Below are 2,078 nucleotides of genomic sequence, written 5' to 3' on the forward strand. Positions count from 1 at the left end.
TGGCTGTGGACCAGTGACCCGGCCGCCGCCACCGCCGACATCGACCGGGTCTGGCAGGCCTTCCTCCGCCGCTTTGACCTCGAACACACCTTCAGGTTCTTCAAGCAGGCCCTCGGGTGGACGACCCCCAAGCTGCGTGACCCCGACGCCGCCGACCGCTGGACCTGGCTGGTCATCGCCGCGCACACCCAACTGCGTCTGGCTCGTGACCTGACCCTCGACCTGCGCCGACCGTGGGAGCGGCCCTGCCAACCCGGGCGGCTGACCCCCGCCCGGGTCCGCCGCGGATTTCGCCGCATCCGACCGAAGATCACCCTCCCGGCCAGCGCTCCGAAACCCAGCCGACCCGGCCCCGGGCGCCCGCCCGGCGTCCCCAACCAGCGCCGCGCTCCCCGCCACGACGTCGGCAAAATCGCCAAACGCGCCCGCACCCCGAAGGCTCATCAACAGACCAGGGGTTAAACGACAAGCTAAGAGCTCCCACCGAAATAAGTCCGGCCATCTCGGGCGTGTCGTGTCCTCCTCACCTGTCCTCACCCGGGGCTGCGGTCACGGTGTAGTTCCAGTCACCGTGAAACTCGTGTCGTTGCAGGTGGAGGGCCTCGAAGGCCTTCATCTCCTTGTCGGTGATCTTGATGCCGCGCGGGTAGGTGTTCGTGTCGAGCTCGGCCTGGATACTCAGCCCGGTCTTGGTGGTGGTCGCCGCGATGGTCTCGACGACCACCTCGTGGGTTTCCAGCGGACGTCCGCGCCAGTTCATGGTGATCGCGGAGAACATCCGGTGCTCGATCCTGTTCCACTTCGAGGTACCCGGCGGAAAGTGCGACACAGTGATCTCCAGCCCGGTCTCGGTGGCCAGCTCCGCCAGCTGGGTCTTCCACAACCGCAGCCGGGAACCGTTGGACCCACCGCCGTCCGCAGTGATCAGCAACCGGTTCGCCCCCGGGTAGTGGGACCGCCCGATCTTGGTCCACCAGCGGCGGATCGACTCGACGGCGAACATTCCGGTATCCGCGTCGGTGCCCACGTTGACCCAGCCGGTGTTGGCGCCCAGGTCATACACCCCGTAGGGCACCGCCTTGCCGGCCTCGCCGATGAAGTCGTAGGTGTTGGTCGGGGTCGGTTCACCCTGGGGCTGGTACTCCCGGCCGCCGTTCGTGTAGGCCCCGATCAGTTCCTTCTTTTTCGTATCGACCGAGATCACCGGCAGGTCCGCGGCGAGAAACGCGCTGACCTGATCGTTGAGGTAGCGGAACTGGGCGTCGCGGTCGGGGTGCTGCTTACCTTCGATCGTCTTGGAGTTGGCTTGCAGGCGGTAACCGTTGTCCTTGAGCAGCCTGGCCACCGTGGTGGGCGCGACCTCATGCCCCCGGGCGGTCAACTCCTCGGCGAGCTTGACCGTCGACTTGGTCGTCCACCGCAGCGGCGACATCGGGTCCCCCCGAGTCTCGGGATCCACCAGAGCGTCCAGCGTCGGCCACAACTGCGGGTCGGTCAGCTCGACCGGCTTGCGCCCGGCGCCGGGCACGCGCACCCGACCGTCGGCCACGATCCCCGCCTCCAACTCCGCGGCACCACGTCCGACCGTGTCCCTCGCCGCGCCGGTCGCGGCAGCGATCAGCTTGATCCCACCGCGTCCCAGCCGGCGCGCACCCGCCCCCAACAGCAGCCTCCGCGCCCGCTCATCCAGCACCGGAGCCACCTCGGCCAACACCCCCGCCAGCCCCGCCGCGAACGACTCCCGGAACCCTGCGATCTCCGCCATAGCACAACTCTAGAGATCAAACACGCCAAAGCAGACGTTATTTACCTGCGAGTCCTAATAACGATGCGGCAACACCATCTCGAGGGTGCCCGCAGCGCTGTCGTCAACGTCCCGCCTTGCAAGGATCTGAGGCGGGGTGATGCGCGTTTCAAACGGTCCGGGCGATGTGGCGGCGGGACTGGGAGGGGAACTCGGCCCCGCCGCCACGAACGCTGAACTCGCACCAGCTCCTCCCAACGTTACCCGACGGTTATGCAATGAAAGGTTGTTTCGGTGCTGCTCGATCCGCTCCGGCGACGCACCGCTGGCGAGC

The 2,078-nt window shown here is 67.4% G+C and carries 1 protein-coding gene and 1 pseudogene; one reads left to right on the forward strand and one right to left on the reverse strand.

Annotated elements, in window-relative coordinates:
• Positions 1-462 (forward strand): transposase (locus VF468_21060; GenBank protein HEX5880782.1); only part of this gene is annotated, 462 nt, incomplete at its 5' end.
• 88 nt (positions 463-550) lie between these two features.
• On the opposite strand, the pseudogene VF468_21065 reads toward VF468_21060, so the two are convergent.
• A pseudogene (locus VF468_21065) lies at positions 551-1,765 on the reverse strand (ISAzo13 family transposase).
• Positions 1,766-2,078 lie beyond the last annotated feature (313 nt).

This window comes from Actinomycetota bacterium (assembly GCA_036280995.1).
In the GTDB taxonomy this organism is placed as follows: domain Bacteria; phylum Actinomycetota; class CALGFH01; order CALGFH01; family CALGFH01; genus CALGFH01.